Here is a 19,788-nt window from a genome sequence, read left to right as displayed (position 1 = left end):
GTCCAACCCACGCGGCGGAGTTTCGGTCAGCTTTGGGCTTTTTTCAACGCACGATCGATCCGCGTGAGCACCCGCTCTCGGCCCAGAACGGCGAGGCTTTCGAACAATCCTGGACCGCTGGGTTTTCCCGTCGCACCGATGCGGATGGCGTGGATGATCTGTCCGATCTTGATGTCCTTTTGCTCGCAGAAGTCGTGTAGTAATTTGTCGAGCGAGTCGACATCGAACGACTCCGCATTCGCCAATGCCTCGCGAAACTCGGCAAGCAATGGGACCGCGTCGTCCGGCTTCTGGATTCGTTTCTTGAACGACTTTTCGTCGAAAGTCAGTTCGTCGTCGGCGGTGAAGAAGTCATCCGCGTTGAGGATATCGCTGAAGAGAGTCAAACGCTCTCCAAGCGTGTCGATCACTTGCCCGACCCACTCACGGTCTTCGTCGGTTGGTTCCTTGCCAAGCAATCCGGCTTGTTGCAAGTACGGAAGACACCCGTTGATTTTCCGCTCGCGGGGAAGTTCTTGCATCCAGTGGGATTGGTAGCTGTTAAGCTTATCGGGATCGAAGCCAGCCGGGGCTTTGATCACCTTATCGAGCGTGAAATTGTCCAGCAAAAACTCACGTGAGAGTATCTCGGTTTTGTCATCGAACGACCAACCTAGCTGAGCCAACGCATTGAGCAAACCGGCCGGTAGGTAGCCGATCTGTTCGTAGTACTGCACCATCACAGGGTTGAGCGTTTCGTCACTGACGTCTTGAAGATTTAAGCGGGGGAACACGCGGTCGCCGGCTTCGAAGAGCTTTTTGAATTTCGGGTTGTTGCGATATTTGCCGATGTCTCGCTTGGATAGTTTCTTCGACGTTCCTGGTGCAGTCACGAACGGAATATGCGCAAACGTGGGCGGTGTTTCACCGAGTGCTTTGTAAATCAGCAGTTGTGCGGGCGTGTTGGAAAGGTGTTCCTCGGCTCGGATCACATGGCTGATTTTCATCTGAGCATCGTCGACGACGGTTGCCAAGTTGTAGAGTGGCGATCCATCGCTGCGGGCGATGGCGGGGTCCGACATGATCGATAAATCCCACTCGACGTGGCCACGGACGAGGTCATCGACACTGATTTTCTCGTCACGCGGGACCAACAATCGAATCACATGATTCCGACCTTCCGCTTCATACTGTTCGCGTTCAGCGTCGGTCAGATCAAGGGACCGCCGGATGTTGAGTCGGGGACGCTTTTCTTTGTCGGCGAGTTCCCGATCTTCAGCGTTCTGCTCGGGCGTGTTGTAGTCACGGAAGGCATGGCCGTCGGCGAGCAATTTTTCCACAGCGGCTTTGTACAAGTCACCCCGCTGCGATTGAAAATACGGACCAAACTCCCCACCGGCTTCCGGACCTTCATCCCAATCCATGTCGAGCCAACGGAAGGCTTGGAAGATCGGTTCCAAGGCGGATTCGACGTGGCGTTTTTGGTCGGTGTCGTCGATGCGAAGAATAAATTGGCCGCCGTTAGCTTTGGCCCACAGCCAATTGAATAAAGCGGTCCGCATGCCACCAATGTGCATGTAGCCAGTCGGAGACGGTGCGAATCGCGTGCGAACAGTTGTCATGGTGAAATCGTCAGTTGAAGGACCACTCGGTGGGCGTGTGAGTCGGCCAGGCTGCGCCTGACGCGACTCGTTGCGGATTTTTTGAAACGGTCAGGCACAGCCTGACCGACACAATTCTAACTCGCGGCTTTTTTTGCATCCGCTTCGGCTTGGGCGGAGACTTCGGGGTTGGGGTCGGCGTCGCCTTCGACTTGGTCGAGCACCCACTTCACCGCGTTTTCGGTCGATTTGAGAAACCGTTTGTCGGTCCAGGTTTGGTTGTTGTGGCCGAGATTATTGTAGAAGATCTTGCCTTCGCCCCACTCACGACACCACGCCACCGGCACATGATACGGTTTACTCGGCTTGCATTTCGACATATCTAAACTCATCAGCACGTGCACGTTTTCCGGGACGAAGTTCTTGTACTGATAAATTTCGTCCTGGATCTGAAACTCCTCGCCGAACGGTTGCATGGCGGGATGTTCGGGATCATGAACGGCAATCGTGACATTGTTCCGAGAGTTCCACGGATGCCCAGCGAATGTGCCGCCAATCAACTCGCGGTACCAGGCGTGTTCGGGTTTGTCGTTGCGGTAGGTGTCGGTCGCGGAGTGAAAACCGATCACGCCGTGTCCCGGTTGTTTCAACCAATCGTTCAGAAAATACTCTTTCGCTTCGTCGCTGATGGGAAGCTCGCCGGTGGTGTAGAGCATCACGATGTCGTATTTCTTTAGGTTCTCCGGCGTGAAGTCCGTAGCGGCGTCTTGAGTGGCATCCAGCGTGAACAACCCCGTTTGCTGGCCGAGTTGTTTCATCGCGATTTCGGACGGCGACAACTCCTGCCCTTTGCGTTTCACCGAACCGTGTACGAAGCCCTTGCTTTGCGTCAAAAATAGCACGCGAGCTGGTTTTTCCGCAGCGGATGAAGACAGCGGCAACCCCAGCACAGTAGCCAACGCAACGGCCAACAATGAGCGACGATGGAACATGGATTTCCCTTTTTCGATTGATCTATACTCGGGGTGACGACGTTGACATGATAACGAGCCCACCGACTCAAACCAACGAAGCCAACCACCATGAATTCCGATTCCGCAATTGATTTTCAAGCCCACGGCAAATACCTGCGATTGCTACGCGAGAGCGGCTGGGAATACGTCGACCGTGTGGGCGTCACGGGGATCGTGGCGATGATTCCTGTCACTGACGACGGAAAGATCGTCCTCATCGAGCAATTCCGGGCACCGGTCGGCAAACGGGTGGTTGAGATTCCGGCCGGTCTGGTCGGGGACCAGCCCGGTTCGGAAACACCCGCGTTGGCGGCCAAACGAGAACTGCTCGAAGAGACCGGCTACAAAGCCCGTCGCATGAAGAAAGTCACCGAGGGACCACCGTCGGCGGGGCTGTCGACGGAAGTCGTCACCTTTTATCTAGCGACCGGTTTGACGAAAGTCGAAGACGGCGGCGGAGACGGTTCCGAAGACATCGAAATCCACGAAGTCCCGCTCGATGATATCGATAACTGGCTCAAACGCCGAGCAAAAGGCCGGTATATCGATCCCAAAGTCTACACCGGCTTGTATTTCGCCAAGACGGTGAACTAGACCGGATCAAGGTCGTCGGCGACTTCAATGGACGTGACACTCGTTTACAGAATCAAGCCGGTCCGGATTCTTGTGGGCGTCGCCAGTGGCGGCCGGTTTTGGCGAGGAGTTCGTCGGAGGCTTTCGGTCCCCAAGTTCCGGCGGGGTAGAAATTCGGTTCAAAGTTGTCCTGTTCCCAGTGGTCGAGAACCGGTGTGACAAATTTCCAAGCCGCTTCGAGTTCGTCACTACGAGTGAACAACGTCGAATCGCCTCGCAAGACGTCGAGCAATAACCGCTCGTACGCCTCAGGCATTCGGTTGCTGAATGCGTCTTCGTAGCAAAATTCCATGTTCGCCGGGTGAACTTGATATTGCATGCCGGGACGTTTGGTGGAGAACTTCAGCGAAATCGCTTCCTTCGGTTGAATACGGAACACCAACGCATTCGGCTGTGTGCCGACAACATCGCAGATGTCACCTTCACACTCCACGGTTTGAAAGAGGTGCTGGGGCGGTAACTTGAATTGGACCGCAATTTCAGTGACGCGTTTCGTCATCCGTTTGCCGGTTCGCAGATAAAACGGCACACCGGACCACCTCCAGTTGTCGATGTGAACTTCCATTCCAACGTACGTATCGCGGTTCGAGTTCTCATCGACGCGGTCTTCTTGACGATAGCCAAGCAAGGTTTCGCCGCCGATCGTGTTTTCGGTGTACTGCCCCGCAACGGCCCAGTCGTCGATGTTTTTCGATGGGGCTTCGAGTGCCTCGAGGACTTTAACTTTCTCGTCCCGGATGTGTTCTTGCAGGAATTGCCCCGGCGGTTCCATAGCGGTGAGGCAAAGAAGTTGCAACGCATGGTTTTGCAACACGTCTCGCAGGGCACCGGCGTGGTCGTAATATCCTCCGCGACCGTGTTCCATCCCCTGTGACTCCGCCACCGTGATTTGCACGTGATCGACGTGGTTACGGTTCATCAGCGGTTCGAAGATCGAATTGCCGAAGCGGAACATCAAAATGTTCTGGACGGTATCTTTGCCGAGATAGTGGTCGATGCGGTAAATCTGATCTTCTCGGAGCAGTCGACCGAGTTCCGTGCTCATTTCACGAGCCGACTCCAAATCGTGCCCGAATGGCTTTTCGATAACGACCCGCAGAACCTGCTCATCGTCGGCATTGGGGATCATGCCGGCATCGCTCAGGGCTTCGACGGACGGCACGAACAGCGAAGGTGCGGTGGCCAAATAGACAAGCCGCTTTCCGCGTGTGTCGGTTTCTTCTTCGAGCGATTCCACCCGTTGACGCAGCCGACGAAAATCTTCGGGGTCTTTCAAGTCGGTGCGTTGATAGAACAGTCGGCTGGCGAATTTGTCCCAATTTTCATCGCTATAGTCATCGCGCGCATCGCGGATGGCTGCCTGCATATCGCTGCGGAAATCGTCGTCGGATTTATCCCGCCGAGCGACCCCCACGATCGGACACCGATCTGACAAATACCCAGCGCTCCACAATTCATAGAGAGCAGGCAAGAGTTTACGAGCCGTCAAATCTCCGGTGGCACCGAAGATCAGAATTGTGGCGGCTTGACGATCGTCGGACATGGTCAATTCTCTCGGGAAAAATCATAGAAGGCGACGGTATTCTCGCGACTCTCGTGTCGGATTGCCAGCCCAAGCAGAGTGCGTCAAGATGGAGACTCATTGCGTCGGTTTTTCGTGAACGTCATATCAGGGACTTTTGAAAAAACGGGCGGAATGGTCAATTTTTGCGTATCCTCGCGTCAGGTTTTGACAATTGGTTACGACGGGAAAGCCCCGAGAACACCTCGTGAGTGAGTGAAATCGAAATCTTGGAAAGCCGTGAATTGTCATGACGCACTGGATTGTCTGTACGCTCCTGTTTGCACAGGCGGCTCCGACTGCGCCGGAAGTGGACGATGTGCCACCACCGGCCGCCGAACAGCAAGTCGCTCCAGAGAACCCCGCCCCCACCGATCAATCGGAACCGGCCGATAACGCGGAGACCGAACCCGCGGAAGAATCGGCTTCTGACGGTGTTCTCGGTGGATTGATGAATTCCGGTGCGTTGAAATTGCTGCTTGATGGCGGTTGGTTCATGCTGCCGATTCTACTGCTGGGAATTGTCGCGTTCGGTGTGATCATCGAACGCTACCGCAGTTTAAAAATGCTCAGCACCGATTCTTCCCAGCTCCGGAACAAAGTCCGAGCATTGCTCGAACAAGACCAACCCGAGAAGGCGCTGGAGTTGTGCGACCGGGAAACCGGCCCCGTGGCCGCCATTCTCGCGGCGGGTTTGCGGAAGTATGTTGTGCTGCGGCGACTCGGCTACGACACCGCCCGCATCGAGGAACAAGTCATCAAGGCGATGGACGACTACAGTGTTCATATCGTCGCTGCGTTGGAGAAACATCTCCCGATTCTCGCGACGGTTTCGAGTGCCGCTCCGATGTTGGGGTTCTTGGGAACCGTGTCCGGGATGATTGTGTCTTTCAACGAAATCAACGAACGCATCGGCGAGGAAAACATTGTGAAACTCGCCTCCGGCGGGATCAGTGAAGCCCTGCTGACGACATGTGCGGGGTTGATTATCGGGATTCCCGCGTTCATCGGCTTTAACTACTTCAACAGCGTGATCAATCGCTTCGTGTTGGATGTGGAAGAATCCGCCACGGAACTGATCGAAACCGTCTCACTGAACGAAACCCTCGCCGACCGCAACGGAGCGATCACCGAAAAGTCCGAAACGGATCTCGTCACATAACTGTTGGGGGCGTTGCGATGCACCAAGATCCAACGCTCAAATGCGGTGTGTCACGACGCACCCTTCGAACGGAAAACCAAAGAACAGCATGCGAATTCGGCGTCGAAACAAGTTGTTGGTGGAATCGCCCGCGAGTGCGACAGGGGACATTGCGTTTAATTTGATTGTGTTCTTCCTGGTGTGTGCGTCGGTCCAACCGGAGGGTGGCAAGGAGCAGAACATCCCCGGCAGCGAAACCGTCGAGCAGCAAAACGAACAGGAAAACCTGGAAGTCCGCATCAAACGAACCGTCCTGTTATACAATGGTGACCCAATTCAACCGGAGACGCTTCGACCGGCACTCACCAACAAGTTTAGTGCCGCTCGCACGCCGGAGGAGAAACTCGTCGTCGTCAGTTACGACAACGACGCGCCTTGGTCTCGGTATGTGGAGGTGTCCGAGATCATCGACACCGCCGGTGGCACCGTCGTGCTGCAAACCGAAGAAGAAAAAGAAGTTGATATCCCAGCCGAGTAAATCTGTCATCTGATTATCACATCATGAAAATTCGCCGTCGATCCTCAACCGCAGAAGTGCCGAGCATGGCGATGGGGGACATTGCGTTCAATCTGCTGATCTTCTTCGTCATCTTGGCCCGGGCTCAGGACGATAGCCATTTGCAGTGGCAACCAGCCAACGCGGCGGAGTTGCAAGCGGGACGGCAATCGCAAGTCAGTGTGGTGATCGACAAGGAAAGCCGGTTGTACCTCAATGGTGGTGAGATCGGGCTCGCGGCGTTAGAAGGCTCAATCAGTGGACTTCTCGGCGATGCCCCGAAAGGCGAACGCAACGTGCTTCTGAAGATTCACAAAGACGCGCTTGGTCAACGCTGGGGGCCAGTGTTGGAAGCCGTCGGGGCAGCCGGTGGCGAAGCGTTCCTTGTTCTCGAAGAACAGAAAACCGAATCCGAATAGCATTCCGTCCGCGAGAGTTTTTCCTGCGGACTGTCGGAGAAAAATATGGAACATACACGAGACCGACTCAGTGAACCGCCGACCCGCGGCGGAGTGGCGAACGATCTACAGAAACTTCACCGGAACGGAGCTGCTTCCGCGACCGAGTTGCGAGAGTTCCTCAGTTCGATTCAAGGGAAATCGCCGCAAGACGCGTTGGGGGCGGTCGCGGCGAGCGGATTAGTCCAGGCATTATTCCTATCGACGATTGGCTTCGTGCTGGTGATCGGCGTCTTCACCGTTGTGCCGTATCTGATGAGCGAACCCGCCGAGGCCGCATCGCAACAGGTGGAATCGAAAGCGGCGAACACTCCGGCCGCACCTTCGAAAGCACCAACAAACGATGCCACCGAAACGGCTGCATCACCTTCGGAAGCCCCCACGAACACCGCACCAACGAATCCCGCGGCATCGAAGCCCGACCTCGACAACGCGGCTCGCGTGCTTGGTATCGACGAAACCAAAGGCACCGATCCGGCCGACGCACCTGACTTGGACAGCATTCTCGATCGTTCGCTGGAATGACCGCGTGGCGGTCTTCTGCGTCTGCGGTGGATGCGAAGAATTTCAAGTTTGCTGACGTCCGCGAGACCATACTCGCACAACTGAATCCGACTCATGTCCGAAACCTCGAAGTCCCGCAACCAAATGATTCTCGCCGGCGTGTTTTTCGTCGTGTGGCTGGTCGCGGTCGCAACGTGGAAATACTTCACGCGACTCGCCGATACGCACGGCTGGGTTACCGGTGTGTATTGGGGGGTCTTCGCATCCACAGTTCCCATGGGGCTGTTTTGGTGGTGGCGAGTTCGTGAAACCGGTGTCGCGCGGCGTCGGGCGGTCGCCACTGTGATCGGACTGATGTGGTGGCAATTGAGTGTGTTCGCGGCTCACGCATTGGGTTGGGAGTGGATTCGCAGCCAACTGGCATTATGGGGCACGATCGGAACCTTCTTCGTCGGCTTGGCATGGATGATCTGGACGCTCGAACGAATCGAACGTCGCCATTGGCTCAACGCCCTGGAATCGGCAGACGAACCGCCAAAACGCATCTGGAACCCGCTCCGTCCGGATGCCTGGTTTTACGGGCGTCGCAGTCAGAAATTGAATCAATCGCTATCGGCACTCACGAGCTACATCGTGTTGTTCTTCGCCGGGTACATGTTGCTCACGCAGGTTGGTGGTTGCTCGGAAGTCTATGAAATGCCCGCTGGTGGTGGGCAACAGCAGCCGATCGCCCAGGTTGTCAAAGTGCAGAAGAAGATTCGGCAGAAGTTCGTCGTCAATCCGCTGTCGGCTCTGAAGTTCAAAGTTCCGCCGATCGACGAAGTGCAGGTCATCACGCAAGAACTGACGAAACACGCCTACACCGTTGGTTACGGTCAGGGTGAGGGAGCCGGTTTCGCAGGCGGCACACAGAAGGGCAAGGTGCGGTTTATTCGGTTGGAGTACTCCGGTGGCGACTGGAACCAGGATTTCGGCGTCGGAGCGGACCAAAATATTCTGATCGAATATGGTATCCGGACCGGTCAGAAGGTCGCCGCCAAAACCGAAGCTCGACGCGTCGCGGAACTCAAAAACTTTCCGATCGGCAAATCTCCGCCGATGGTCTTCCTCACCGGTCAGAAAAACATCTCACTCTCCAACAGCGAGATCAAAATTCTCCGGGAATATCTGCTCGACAAGCACGGTATGTTGTTCGTGGACAACGGCGGGAGTCGGCATTTTCACAATCAAGTTCTGCACATGATGCACCAAGTGTTGCCGAACGTGCGGGAGGTGCCGGTGCCGCTCGACGACGTGATTCACCGCATCCCGTACACCCTGCCCTTCCTGCCGTACGTCGCTCCGCACGGTGGGAAAGAGGCTCTCGGTTGGAAGGTCGACGGACGCTGGGTGTGCTATTACCATCCCGGCGACATCGCCGACGCCTGGGCCGACGACCACGCCGGTGTGAAACCGACCGTCTGGGAAGCATGTTACCAACTCGGCACGAACATCATCTTCTATTCGCACAGCGAATACGCCAAATGGCTCGCGGCCCGGAAAGATGAGTAGGCTCCCCAGACGATCTCATAGGATCGGACGTCGCCGACACGTCGGCGGTATGGATGTGCGGGACCGATTTCACTGGTATGTCTGCCACCATGTCAACACATTCGTATGCAGACTCCGACGTAAATACCGTTGTCGATTGATGATGAATTGCGTTATCCGTTCGCCTCGGTCAGTGAATATTGTACCACAGGTGACGACAACGGGACCGTTGAGCCAGTCCGTCGTCACTTCGCCAACATAGGTGTAACTATCACCGCAGATTTTCATAGCACAGTCAGTGATTGCTGCTTCCGGCTCGTGAAGTGGTGCAATGATCTCATTGATTTCGTCCAGTGTTAGCTGGTCAGGGAAAGGCGGCGGGGCCGTGCGTTGGTATGGTTCGGCGATTGCCGCTCCCAAGCACCATGGGGTGTCCGGTATTGGGACTGGCTGTGATTCATCGTCGACAACGAAGAACGGTGGTGCCTCGATTGTCGGAGGCGGAACTTTCAAAAACGTATCAAGCGTTTCATACGCAGGCGGTGTTTCGAAGAACGCTGCATCGCAACCGCACAGAATGCACAAGCAAATTGCAAACGCGATGGTCCTCATCGTTTGATCTCTTAGGCAGATTGCGAGTGTCTCTGTCGTTGGAACCACTTCGGATACCAACACGCCACCGCAGTTCCATCACACATCCGGCGCTGGTCGCCACGTCTCACAGTACCGTTCGCATCGGGCATTCGTTATCTTAACGGAATACTCTCATCAATTCCAAAGAGGTTCGAAATGTCGCGTTCGTTGCTGATCGTCCGGGGGGGCGGATGGTGTTGTTTGGGCTTTGTTCTGGGGGCATTTTCGCTCGGTCAAGTCGTCGCGGAAGATGCAAAAGTTCTGACGCAAGTGCCGGAAGTCGCTGCATCACAGGTAAAAGGCGAAACGGCCGAGCCGAATGATTCGCCCGTGGTCGACTTCAACCAAGGACCGAAACCAAAATGGATTTGGGGCGAAGGCAACGACAATCAAACGTGGTACTTCCGGAAAACATTCAGCGTGGACCGTGGATGGACCGGAACCATGATTGCGTCCTGCGATAACGTGATGACCGTGCATCTCAACGGCAAGAAGGTCTTCAGCAGCAGTGAATGGCAAACGCCGGAAACCCGCGAGATTGGCGCGATGCTCAAGCGGGGCGAGAATGAAATTCTCGTCGAAGCGAACAACGCTGGTGGGATCGCCGCATTCGCCATGAAATTGGTGCTGGGCAGCAAACGTGATCCCAACGCCGATCCCAAATACATCGTTACTGATGACAGTTGGACCGCCTCACGTCAGAAGAGTGGTAGCGATGCCGTCGCGGTGCGAACGATCGGGAAAATGGGCGATCAACCGTGGGGCAATGTGTTCTCGAAAACCGGGTTGGCGAGTAGTCAACCGCGGAACGTGTTTCAAACGCCACCAGGTTTTCAGGTCGAATTGTTGTACACAGTGCCGAAAGACGAACTCGGTTCCTGGGTGTGCATCACCTTTGATGAAACAGGACGTTTGATCGCGAGTGATCAAGGCGACAAAGGACTTTGCCGGATTACACCGCCACCGATCGGCAGCGATGAACCCACGAAAGTCGAACCATTGGATGTCAAGATGACGTCGGCTCAGGGGATGCTCGCTGCGTTCGGTCATTTGTACTGTTCCGTCAACGGTGGACCCGGCAGCGGGTTCTATCGGCTGACCGATACCGATGGCGACGACCAGTACGACGAAGTCAAAAAACTGCAATCGTTCCAAGGTGGCGGTGAACACGGACCGCATGCGGTTCGGTTGTCGCCAGACGGAAAATCATTGTTTGTCATCGCGGGGAATCACACCAACCCGCCGAAGTTCGATGCCTCACGCATTCCATCGAATTGGAGTGAAGACCTGCTGTTGCCGCGTCAATGGGACGCCCGTGGTCACGCTCGCGGCAAGTTGGCACCCGGCGGTTGGATTGCCAAGACCGACCGCAACGGCGAGACGTGGGAGATGTTCAGCGTGGGTTATCGCAATCCGTACGACATGGCGTTCAATGCCGACGGTGAACTCTTCGCATACGATGCCGACATGGAATGGGACCTGGGTTCACCGTGGTATCGTCCGACGCGGGTCAGTCATGCGATTAGCGGTAGCGAATTCGGTTGGCGAAGCGGTACCGGCAAATGGCCGACGTATTTCCCGGATTCCCTGCCGCCAGTTGTCGAGATCGGTCCTGGTTCGCCAGTTGGTGTGGAGTTCGGCTATGGCACCAAATTCCCGGCGAAGTATCAAAAGGCGTTGTACTTGCTCGATTGGACCTTCGGCACGATCTATGCCATTCATCTCACGCCGAACGGTTCCACTTATGACGGCGAACGCACGGAGTTTCTCTCTCGCACACCGCTGCCATTGACCGATGCCGCCGTCGGACCGGACGGTGCGTTGTATTTCACGATCGGTGGTCGCGGCACACAATCGGAACTCTACCGCGTGACGTATGTGGGGGATGAGTCCACCGAACCAGTTGAAGCGAAGAACCAGTCGAACGAGAACATGCGTGAAACGCGACAACGTTTGGAAGCGTTGCACCATCCTGGCAAAGTCAGCAAAGAAGATTTGGACTTCATCTGGTCGAATTTGGATAGCTCCGATCGATTCATTCGCTACGCCGCACGGGTTGCGTTGGAGCACCGATCGGTCGAGCAATGGTTGCCGAAATTGGATCAAGCCGATACTCCTGAGCAAGTCGTCTCGGCCGTCATCGCGTTGGCTCGACAAGGTGATCCATCACAAAAAGCGATTGCCGTGACCGCACTCACGAAGTTGAATCCAGGTGAGTTCGAGAAGGAACAAAAACTGGCGTACTTGCGTGCGTGGGCATTGGTCTTCATTCGTATGGGCGAACCGACGCAGCAAGTTGCTTCGGAGTTAGCGAATAAACTGGATCCGTATTTCCCCAGTGACGATTCCGATGTGAACCGGGAACTCGCACGGTTGTTGGTCTATCTGAATTCGCCGACGGTCATCACAAAAACGCTGAAGTTGATGGACAAGCCATTCAAACCCACTGCGGAACAGCGGGCGGATTTGTTGGCTCGCAACTCGCGGTACGGCGGCACGGTTGCTCAGATGATTGCCAACCAACCCGACCCGGACAAAGTCTTCTATGCGTTGGTGCTACGAAATCTGAAATACGGATGGACTTTGGAACAACGCCAAGCGTATTTCGAGCACTTGTCGAAACTCCGTGAGAAAAGTGGCGGGGCGAGTTACCAGGGCTTCATCGACAATATTCGTAAAGAGGCGTTGGAGAACACGACCGATGCCGAACGCGATGCGCTCGAACGCACCGTCGATCTGGAACCGCCATCACTCGAAGAACTCCCCAAGCCACAGGGACCGGGGAAAAACTGGACAGTCGATGAGTTGGTGCAAATGACCAAGTCCGGTTTGACCGGTCGCGATTTCGACCAAGGTCGAGCCATGTTCGCGGCGGCTCAGTGTGTGCGTTGTCACCGATACGGTGGCGAAGGCGGGGCCACTGGGCCGGATCTTTCCAACGTCGCCGGTCGGTTCGGTGGCAAGGATTTGGCCGAGGCGATCATCGATCCTAGTAAAGTCATTTCCGATCAATACCGTGAAATGAAGGTGTTCTTGTCGTCAGGACTGAGTTATTCGGGACGTGTCCTCTCCGAGGCAGACGGCAAAGTTGTCATCTTGACCGACCCGGTCGATATCTCAAAGACTGTCACTGTGGACAAAGACGACATCGAAATCATGACGCCCTCAAAAACCTCCACGATGCCCGCGAAATTGCTTAATGATTTGAATCGGGAGGAAGTTCTCGATTTGATGGCGTATTTGCTCTCACGTGGCAACCCGAACAATCCCATGTTCAAGAAGTAACGAAGCTTTGTCGAGTGCGTCGCGATACACCGTCTCTTCCAATCAATTCATGATCGTTTTGTGGTGCGTCACGACGCACCCGACGAAACTGTAGGAATTCGCTGATGAAAAAGAACCCCGTTAAACAACAGTTGCAAGCCGGGAAACCGCAGGTCGGGACTTGGTTATCGTTTGGCAATATCTTTGCCACTCGGTTGATGGCCCGCACTGGGTTTCCGTGGCTGACCGTGGACATGGAACACTCGCCGATTAGCTGGATGGAAGCGGGCACGTTGTTTGGCGTGATCGCCGATGCCGGTTGTGTGCCGATCTGTCGTGTGCCGAATGGCGATCACACCCACATCAAGCGAGCACTCGACGCCGGTGCAATGGGAATTGTCGCTCCGATGGTCGACACTGTCGAGCAAGCGAAGTCCATCATCGCGGCGACGAAGTATCCGCCGATTGGGAATCGGTCAGTCGGGGGCGGCATGCATGCGTTGAACTTTAGTGCTTCGGCGGGTGACTATTATCGGCATGCGAATGATGAAATCCTCGTCGTCCTGCAAACCGAATCGCCGACCGGTGTAGAGAACGCGGAGGAAATCTACAGTTTGCCCGGATGCGATGCGATTTTTGTCGGTCCGAACGACTTGCGAGCGCAAATGCGAACGCCAGATGGAACGGACCCAACTCCTGAAGCCCACGAAGAAATGATGCAGCGTGTTCTCGCGGCGGGCAAGAAGACTGGCACACCGGTTGGTTTGCACGTGCAAACGCCGGCCCAAGTCCAGCAGCGAATCGCCGAAGGCTGGCAATTCATTGCGTTGGCGAGCGAAATGAAAATGATGGTCAACGATGCCAGTCGCATGCTGAGCGAACTTGACATGGAACCAGCCACCAAAGATTTGGCTCGATACTAGAGCAGTCTACGTTTCACCGTAGCGGGTTCTGTCTCGTGGCAGTCGGTAAAACACTGAACTTAACGCACTCACCGCAGACACAGAAGACCGTATTACGGTCTAGAGTCATTGACTCTCGATTGTTGTGGGGCGTGTCTCGTGGAGGCCGGCAAACAATGGCCTCCCCAAGTCCAACCGCAGCACGGAAGATCAAAGTCCGTTCTGGACCGGTCTTCCAATACCCATCTCGCGGCAATTCGAAATTGACACTAATACTAAGCCTGGTAAACTTTAGCTAGCTATTGAACACGGGTGGACACTTTTGTGGATTATGACTTTGAAGAGAGTGTCGGGTATTGGGTGACGGTAACTGCGTTGTCGTATCATCGGGTACTCAATGCGGAGTTAGCGCCGCATGACATCACGTTTCGACAGTCGCAAGTGCTTGGATGGCTGGTCTTGGATGGGCGACTGTCGCAAAGCGAATTGGCTTGTCGAATGCAGATCGAGCCGCCAACGTTGGCGGGCATTGTCGATCGAATGGAGCGAACGGGATGGGTCACTCGCACGAGCTGCCCCGACGACCGACGCAAGAAACTCATCCAACTCACACCAGCGGCGGAACCCGTTTGGGAAATCGTCGCTCAGTGTGCCCGCCGAATTCGAGCCCACTCGACGCAAGGACTGACCGAGGAGCAAGTCGCCACACTCCGAGACTTGTTGCGAGTCGTCCACGCGAACCTGAATCACCAACCATCGGATCCTCCGCTATGAGACCACGCGCTTCCATCCGGAACTGTTCCTGCCTCGCCTTTCCGATTCTGCTTGTCGTCTTGTTGGGCATCACCTCGACGGCGATGGCTCAGAGAACTGTTCGGGTCATCCTTTCCCCGGTTCAACGTTCTTCAATTCGATCGGAACAAGCCTTTGTGGGTTCCGTGATGCCAGAACGTCGCGCCGTTGTGGGAAGTGCGGTGGACGGCCGGGTGGTCGAGTTTCCTGTGGAGGAAGGAGATCGAGTTGAAAAAGGTGGAACGCTGGCACAACTGCTGACCGAAACCATTTCGCTCGAGTTGACGGCTGCCAAAGCGGAACTCGAAATGCGACGCGAAGAACTTCAAGAACTGAAAGCCGGTTCACGTCCGGAAGAAATTGAGCAAGCTCGAGCCCAAATGGAGGCGGCCAAAGCGGTTTTGGAATTGGCGGAGAGTCGGAAGTCGCGAGCTCAAACCTTGTACGCTCGCAACAGCATCTCTGAAGATGAATTGCTCCAAGCCATCTCGGTTTGGTCGGCGGCTCAGGAGACCTTCAACGAACGCAAAGCCGGTCATGTTTTGGCCGTTGCCGGACCGCGAAAAGAGAAAGTCGCTCAGGCCGATGCAATGGCCCGCATGCAAGAAGCAGTGGTCCAAAAGCTGTCGGATCAAATTAAGAAGCACACGATCATTTCCCGGTTTGACGGTTACGTTTCTGCCGAGCACACCGAAGAAGGACAATGGGTCAACCGAGGCGATCTCGTCGCGGAAGTTGTGGCGTTGGATCGGGTGGATGTAGTGGTGAATGTGCTCGAAAGTCATGTGCCGCATTTGCAAATCGGGGGTGCGGTGGAAATTGTCGAAGTGCCCGCCCTCGGACGATCGTTCCGAGGCGAGATTGTCAGCATCAACCCGCAAGGTGATCCGCGTTCGCGAACATTTCCGGTGAAAGTGCGGGTGGAGAACGAGATTGTCGATGGTCAACCGGTCATCAAAGCGGGCATGCTGGCGAGAGCCTACTTGCCGACGGGTTCACAGCACGAGGGGTTGCTCGTTCCTAAAGATGCTCTGGTGTTGTCGGGAAATCAGCGATCCATTTTTGTTGTGAAGCCGAACAAACCCAGTAAGAACGGGGAGCCACAAACGGGAACGGCGGTCGCGGTTCCGGTGGAAACCCATGCCGCCCGCGGCGTGTTCATCGAGGTCAAAGGAGACGTCAAGCAAGATGACTTGGTCGTCGTCTTGGGAAATGAACGCCTGCGACCTCGTGGACCGAACGAAGTCATTATTGTCGATACGGTCGACCCGACGAAGGTGGGCCCATCGACATCGATTCGATCGGCAGTGACGTCAGACTGACTTTGCGGAACGCGACGGTTCGTTGTGACCGACGCTCAGACGCGAACGGCTCAAACGGGGGAAGCAAGCGAGTTGAACTCGGCAGTGATGCTCGTTTCGCAAGTGAGTCTTTGATCTCTAACAACCGGTTGCCACGACTCAGCAACTGATGACTTCGTGTGTGAGTGACACGAGGTGGATGAGTTTTGGCGGCGTGGTCTTAATTCTCAACTCTTGGTTTCAAGCGGTGCGATATGAACTTGATTGGTTCGTTTGTACGCAGTCCCGTCAAAGTTTCCGTCGGCGTGCTGCTGCTGTTGCTATTCGGCTATGTGGCTCTCGATCGGATGCCGATGCAACTGACGCCGGAGGTGCAAACGCCGACGATCACCGTCGAGACGCGATGGCCGGGAGCCAGTCCGCAGGAGATCGAACGCGAAATTGTGCTCGAACAGGAAGAGCAACTCAAAAGCGTCGAGGCGGTCACGAAGATGACGTCGGAGAGCAGCGATTCCTCTGGCAAGATTACGTTGGAGTTCCTCGTCGGGACGGACATGGATAAAGCCGTCGTCGATGTCATCGGGCGATTGGAGCAAGTTCCTAGCTACCCCGAAGACGCCGACAAACCGATCATCAGCACGTCGAACGCGGCCGACCGACCGATTGCTTGGTTTATTCTGAGTGCACAATTTCCCAATCCCGAAGACATTCGGAAAATGCAGCAAGATCACCCGGAAATGAGTGAGGAATTGGATCGGGTGCTGCAGGCTGCCAATCCCGGCTTGGCAACGCTGCGGTTGCGAATCATTGCTAAAAAGCATCCGGAAGTGAAAACACTACTGCCGCCGGAAGATTTGGACGTCACCAAACTCAAGCGATTCGCGGAAGACGAAATTGAAGCCCGATTCGAACGGGTGTCCGGGGTGTCGCAGTCCAACGTGATCGGTGGTCTGGAAGAAGAATTGCAGGTCGTTGTGGACCCCCACAAACTAGCGGCCCGGAACCTGACGATTGCCGATGTGCGGCAAGTCTTGCGGGGGCAGAACACCGATGTTTCCGCCGGGGACTTCTGGGAATCGAAACGGCGTTGGGTGGTGCGAACCCTTGGGCAATTCCGCACGCCCGAGCAAGTCGAGCAACAATTGTTAGCCAACGATGAAGGTGGACCGGTCTATGTTCGCGATGTGGCCCAAGTTCGGTTGGGGTATCGCAAGCCCGACGGCTTGGTGCGACGATTTGGTGAGTCGAGCATCGCGGTCAACTGCTTGCGGGAAACCGGGGCGAATGTTCTCGATTTGATGGAAGGACTGCGAGTCGTCAATCAGGAACTCAACGAAGGCATTCTGAAAGATCGTGGCTTGGTGCTGACTCAGGTCTACGATGAAACCGACTACATTTACTCCTCCGTCGATTTGGTGCAGGAAAACATTTTCATCGGTGGCGCACTCACGATGATTGTGTTGATGTCGTTCTTGCACCTCGGCGTGCGAACGCTGCTGGTGATTCCTGCGATCTTGGCCACGGGATACTTGGCGGCGTTTTGGTCTCCGTGGTTTTTTGTCGTCTGTTTGGCCCTGATTATTGGGTCTGGTTTTTGGTTTGCTCGTGGTGCACTCGTCGTTGGTTTGGCAATTCCGATCAGTATCATCGGGACGTTTTTGATTTTGGGGGCACTTGGTCGATCGCTCAATGTGATTTCACTTGCGGGGCTGGCGTTCGCGGTTGGAATGTTGGTCGACAACGCCGTGGTGGTGCTGGAAAACATCTTCCGCCGGTATTCTTCGCTCGGCGAGAAACCGATGGTCGCCGCGGTTCGTGGTACGCAAGAAGTTTGGGGAGCCGTTGTGGCTTCCACATTGACTACCATTGCCGTGTTCTTGCCGATCGTGTTTGTGCAAGAAGAAGCGGGCCAGTTGTTCCGCGACATCGCGTTGGCAATTAGCGGCGCGGTTGCGCTTTCGATGTTGGTTTCCATGACAGTGATTCCGACAGCCTCGTCCCGATTGTTCGGCGGACGTGATGCGAAGATCGACGGTCTTGGCGGTTCTCTGGATTCCTTCGACGACGCCGACCCGATTGCGTCTCGTCACTCGCATAACGAATCGCTGATTGTCTCCGGAGTTAACAAAGTCGGTGGCTTTTTCGTCCAGCAAGTTGTGGGGATCAACGATTGGATTCAACACTCGTTGATACGGCGATTGGCAACCATTGGCATTTTGGTCGGGGCGGCCGTGGCCCTCAGTTGGGTGTTGTGGCCGAAGGTGGAGTACTTACCAACAGGGAACCGAAACCTTGTCTTCGGGATACTCATTCCGCCGCCGGGATACAACCTCAATCAAATGATGGAGATGGGTGAAACGGTTGAGCGGGAACTCCGTCCCTATTGGGATACCGATGCCAAAAACGCTGAGGAAGCCGGTTTGGATTTCCCCGTGATCGGTGATTTCTTCTTCGTTGCTCGCGGTCGTCAGGTTTTCTTGGGAATCCGGGCTCGCAATCAGGACCAGGTCGGCAAATTGGTGCCGTTGGTTCAGCGGGTTGGCTCCCAACTTCCCGGCACGTTCGCGGTGGCCAAGCAGTCCAGTTTGTTCGAGCAAGGGCTGACCGCCGGTCGAACAATTGATATTGAAATCACGGGGCCGGAACTGAAAACACTCGTCGGAATGGGTGGGCAGATTTTGGGGGGGAATCCCAACATCGGTTTGAATCCGATTGGGCAAATTATCAAAGTCGAACGTGTGGTCAATGGTGAAACCATTACAGAGTCCGCACAGGCCCGTCCGGTACCGAGTTTGGATTTGTCATCACCCGAAGTTCATATCGAACCCAAATTGACGCAAGCGGCCGAAATGCAGATTTCGACTTCGGACCTGGGTTACGCCGCGGATGCCCTCATCGACGGTGCCTACGCTGGTGATTACTACATCGAAGGTGACAAGATCGACTTGACGATCGTGGGCGACGAGACCCGAGCCGACAGCGTACAACGGATTCGCGGACTACCCGTCGCCACGCCGATCGGACAGGTTGTTCCATTGGAAGCGCTCGCCACGATCGAGATGAGCAGCGGACCGGAACAAGTCAATCACCGGGAACGCCTACGGGCGATCACGATTGAAGTTTCCCCACCGGCAGAAATGCCTCTGGAAGATGCGATGGAGTTGATCAAATCGCAAGTCATTGCTCCGCTTCGTGAGAGCGGACAACTCGAAGGTGGCTACCGGGTCAACTTGGCGGGAACCGCTGACAAACTCGACAGTACATGGAAAGCGTTGCAGTCGAACGTAATTTTGGCATTGTTGATCACCTATTTGCTAATGGCGGCGTTGTTTGAATCTTGGATTTACCCGGCGGTGGTGATTCTGAGTGTGCCGTTGGGAGCGGTCGGCGGGATCATCGGTTTGCAGTTGCTCAATGTGTGGTTGGCATTTACAGGGCAACCGACACAGATGCTCGATGTGCTGACGATGCTGGGGTTCGTGATTCTGATCGGCACGGTGGTGAACAACCCAATCCTGATTGTGCACCAATCGCTGAACCTGATGCGTGAAGAAAACCTCCCGCCTCGGCAAGCGATTCTCGAAAGTGTTCGCACGCGGATTCGGCCGATCTTCATGACGACCACCACAACCGTATTGGGCCTATTGCCGCTGGTGCTCTTCCCCGGTGCGGGGAGTGAACTCTATCGCGGTTTGGGGAGCGTGGTGCTCGGAGGGTTGGCATTGTCGACCGTATTCACTCTCTTCCTCGTGCCAACTCTATTCAGCGTTGTCATGGAAACCCAAAACCGAATGTTCGATTTGGTCAGAAGCAATCGCGATGAACCATTCGATCAATCCGAACCAGCGGTGCAAGAACCAGTGGGGGTGAACTGACGACGGATCACGCGGCCAAACTGGTTATGACAACCCTCCGGCGGC

General features: G+C 55.3%; 15 protein-coding genes. 11 read left to right on the top strand and 4 right to left on the bottom strand.

The genetic code is table 11. The features are described from left to right. Window positions 1–26 precede the first annotated feature (26 nt). The gene (gltX, locus tag G6R38_RS04300; RefSeq protein WP_166820421.1) at window positions 27–1,601 is read right to left on the bottom strand and encodes a glutamate--tRNA ligase; all 1,575 of its coding nucleotides are present in this window, start codon (window positions 1,599–1,601) and stop codon (window positions 27–29) included. A gap of 116 nt (window positions 1,602–1,717) precedes the next feature. After that, complete coding sequence (locus tag G6R38_RS04295) at window positions 1,718–2,572, bottom strand: ThuA domain-containing protein (RefSeq protein WP_166820420.1); 855 nt, start codon at window positions 2,570–2,572, stop codon at window positions 1,718–1,720. Between the two features lie 90 nt (window positions 2,573–2,662). Between G6R38_RS04295 and G6R38_RS04290 the strand changes: the two genes are divergently transcribed. Then, complete coding sequence (locus tag G6R38_RS04290) at window positions 2,663–3,187, top strand: NUDIX hydrolase (protein WP_166820419.1); 525 nt, start codon at window positions 2,663–2,665, stop codon at window positions 3,185–3,187. Window positions 3,188–3,239: 52 nt separating this feature from the next. Here the strand turns inward: G6R38_RS04290 and zwf are convergent, their stop codons facing one another. Beyond that, entirely contained in the window at window positions 3,240–4,769 is a 1,530-nt protein-coding gene (zwf, locus tag G6R38_RS04285) for a glucose-6-phosphate dehydrogenase (protein ID WP_166820418.1), read from the bottom strand. A gap of 268 nt (window positions 4,770–5,037) precedes the next feature. Between zwf and G6R38_RS04280 the strand changes: the two genes are divergently transcribed. The 5 genes from G6R38_RS04280 to G6R38_RS04260 all read left to right on the top strand — a co-directional run bounded on the left by G6R38_RS04280 (window position 5,038) and on the right by G6R38_RS04260 (window position 8,997). Beyond that, a complete protein-coding gene (locus G6R38_RS04280) occupies window positions 5,038–5,949 on the top strand; it encodes a MotA/TolQ/ExbB proton channel family protein (RefSeq protein ID WP_206028451.1) in 912 nt (303 codons plus the stop codon). Between the two features lie 88 nt (window positions 5,950–6,037). Beyond that, window positions 6,038–6,466 (top strand): ExbD/TolR family protein, encoded by a 429-nt coding sequence (locus G6R38_RS04275; protein ID WP_166820417.1) that lies wholly within the window; start codon window positions 6,038–6,040, stop codon window positions 6,464–6,466. Window positions 6,467–6,489: 23 nt separating this feature from the next. Continuing rightward, entirely contained in the window at window positions 6,490–6,903 is a 414-nt protein-coding gene (locus G6R38_RS04270; protein WP_166820416.1) for an ExbD/TolR family protein, read from the top strand. A gap of 45 nt (window positions 6,904–6,948) precedes the next feature. After that, window positions 6,949–7,467: a hypothetical protein gene (locus G6R38_RS04265; protein ID WP_166820415.1), complete on the top strand. Its 519-nt coding sequence runs from the start codon at window positions 6,949–6,951 to the stop codon at window positions 7,465–7,467. 93 nt (window positions 7,468–7,560) lie between these two features. Further along, window positions 7,561–8,997 (top strand): DUF4159 domain-containing protein, encoded by a 1,437-nt coding sequence (locus G6R38_RS04260; RefSeq protein WP_166820414.1) that lies wholly within the window; start codon window positions 7,561–7,563, stop codon window positions 8,995–8,997. A 69-nt stretch (window positions 8,998–9,066) separates the two neighbouring features. Here G6R38_RS04260 and G6R38_RS04255 read toward each other — a convergent pair whose 3' ends face one another. Then, entirely contained in the window at window positions 9,067–9,588 is a 522-nt protein-coding gene (locus G6R38_RS04255) for a hypothetical protein (RefSeq protein WP_166820413.1), read from the bottom strand. A 177-nt stretch (window positions 9,589–9,765) separates the two neighbouring features. Here G6R38_RS04255 and G6R38_RS04250 point away from each other — a divergent pair, with 177 nt between their 5' ends. The 5 genes from G6R38_RS04250 (at window position 9,766) to G6R38_RS04230 (ending at window position 19,743) form a co-directional block, all read left to right on the top strand. Further along, window positions 9,766–12,894 (top strand): c-type cytochrome, encoded by a 3,129-nt coding sequence (locus G6R38_RS04250; RefSeq protein ID WP_166820412.1) that lies wholly within the window; start codon window positions 9,766–9,768, stop codon window positions 12,892–12,894. A 104-nt stretch (window positions 12,895–12,998) separates the two neighbouring features. Next, window positions 12,999–13,796: an HpcH/HpaI aldolase family protein gene (locus G6R38_RS04245; RefSeq protein ID WP_166820411.1), complete on the top strand. Its 798-nt coding sequence runs from the start codon at window positions 12,999–13,001 to the stop codon at window positions 13,794–13,796. Window positions 13,797–14,087: 291 nt separating this feature from the next. After that, window positions 14,088–14,549, top strand: a complete 462-nt coding sequence (locus tag G6R38_RS04240) for a MarR family winged helix-turn-helix transcriptional regulator (protein WP_240928061.1) — start codon at window positions 14,088–14,090, stop codon at window positions 14,547–14,549. Next, a complete protein-coding gene (locus tag G6R38_RS04235) occupies window positions 14,546–15,889 on the top strand; it encodes an efflux RND transporter periplasmic adaptor subunit (protein ID WP_206028450.1) in 1,344 nt (447 codons plus the stop codon). Before G6R38_RS04240 ends, G6R38_RS04235 begins: the two co-directional genes overlap by 4 nt. A 233-nt stretch (window positions 15,890–16,122) precedes the next feature. Further along, the gene (locus G6R38_RS04230) at window positions 16,123–19,743 is read left to right on the top strand and encodes an efflux RND transporter permease subunit (protein WP_166820409.1); all 3,621 of its coding nucleotides are present in this window, start codon (window positions 16,123–16,125) and stop codon (window positions 19,741–19,743) included. Window positions 19,744–19,788 lie beyond the last annotated feature (45 nt).

The sequence above is a fragment of the Thalassoroseus pseudoceratinae genome, from assembly GCF_011634775.1.
Lineage (GTDB): Bacteria > Planctomycetota > Planctomycetia > Planctomycetales > Planctomycetaceae > Thalassoroseus > Thalassoroseus pseudoceratinae.
This window is presented reverse-complemented; position numbering and strand designations above follow the sequence as displayed.

Bases quoted from the DNA above. Each gene is read 5' to 3' on its own strand.
- G6R38_RS04235 (WP_206028450.1), top strand. From the start codon at position 14,546: ATGAGACCACGCGCTTCCATCCGGAACTGTTCCTGCCTCGCCTTTCCG.
- G6R38_RS04250 (WP_166820412.1), top strand. From the start codon at position 9,766: ATGTCGCGTTCGTTGCTGATCGTCCGGGGGGGCGGATGGTGTTGTTTG.
- G6R38_RS04265 (WP_166820415.1), top strand. From the start codon at position 6,949: ATGGAACATACACGAGACCGACTCAGTGAACCGCCGACCCGCGGCGGA.
- G6R38_RS04230 (WP_166820409.1), top strand. From the start codon at position 16,123: ATGAACTTGATTGGTTCGTTTGTACGCAGTCCCGTCAAAGTTTCCGTC.
- G6R38_RS04270 (WP_166820416.1), top strand. From the start codon at position 6,490: ATGAAAATTCGCCGTCGATCCTCAACCGCAGAAGTGCCGAGCATGGCG.
- zwf (WP_166820418.1), bottom strand. From the start codon at position 4,769: ATGTCCGACGATCGTCAAGCCGCCACAATTCTGATCTTCGGTGCCACC.
- gltX (WP_166820421.1), bottom strand. From the start codon at position 1,601: ATGACAACTGTTCGCACGCGATTCGCACCGTCTCCGACTGGCTACATG.
- G6R38_RS04290 (WP_166820419.1), top strand. From the start codon at position 2,663: ATGAATTCCGATTCCGCAATTGATTTTCAAGCCCACGGCAAATACCTG.
- G6R38_RS04255 (WP_166820413.1), bottom strand. From the start codon at position 9,588: ATGAGGACCATCGCGTTTGCAATTTGCTTGTGCATTCTGTGCGGTTGC.
- G6R38_RS04245 (WP_166820411.1), top strand. From the start codon at position 12,999: ATGAAAAAGAACCCCGTTAAACAACAGTTGCAAGCCGGGAAACCGCAG.
- G6R38_RS04275 (WP_166820417.1), top strand. From the start codon at position 6,038: ATGCGAATTCGGCGTCGAAACAAGTTGTTGGTGGAATCGCCCGCGAGT.
- G6R38_RS04280 (WP_206028451.1), top strand. From the start codon at position 5,038: ATGACGCACTGGATTGTCTGTACGCTCCTGTTTGCACAGGCGGCTCCG.
- G6R38_RS04295 (WP_166820420.1), bottom strand. From the start codon at position 2,572: ATGTTCCATCGTCGCTCATTGTTGGCCGTTGCGTTGGCTACTGTGCTG.
- G6R38_RS04260 (WP_166820414.1), top strand. From the start codon at position 7,561: ATGTCCGAAACCTCGAAGTCCCGCAACCAAATGATTCTCGCCGGCGTG.